Origin of the sequence: Bacillus cereus group sp. BfR-BA-01408 (assembly GCF_022663305.1) — a bacterium.
Taxonomy (GTDB): Bacteria; Bacillota; Bacilli; order Bacillales; family Bacillaceae_G; genus Bacillus_A; species Bacillus_A pacificus.
In genome coordinates this window covers 1-271 of sequence record NZ_JAKUFF010000260.1, presented here as the reverse complement: position 1 = coordinate 271, position 271 = coordinate 1, and the positions used below count along the sequence as shown (strand labels likewise).

Below are 271 nucleotides of genomic sequence, written 5' to 3'. Positions count from 1 at the left end.
AAATTTGGAAACGTTTCAAGCATATACTCATTCAACCCCATCTCAACACCTACCTTTAACAGCTCATTGTTTACATAATAAAATTATTTCATTATAATTTATTTCTAAACTCTTCATCTGTTATAGCATCTCGAATAAAATAATCTACATTATTTCTCAGCTTTTGATATGCAACTTGATTTTCTATATCGTTAAACATAATGACAACTTCTACTTTATTCCCTTTCTTATCTGTAGTATACAAACTTTTTGTCAATACGAATGCGGTAGA

General features: G+C 28.4%; 1 pseudogene. It reads right to left on the bottom strand.

The window, feature by feature from the left end:
- Positions 1 to 91: 91 nt before the first annotated feature.
- Positions 92 to 271, bottom strand: a pseudogene (locus MR083_RS27220) (serine hydrolase); the annotation flags it as partial.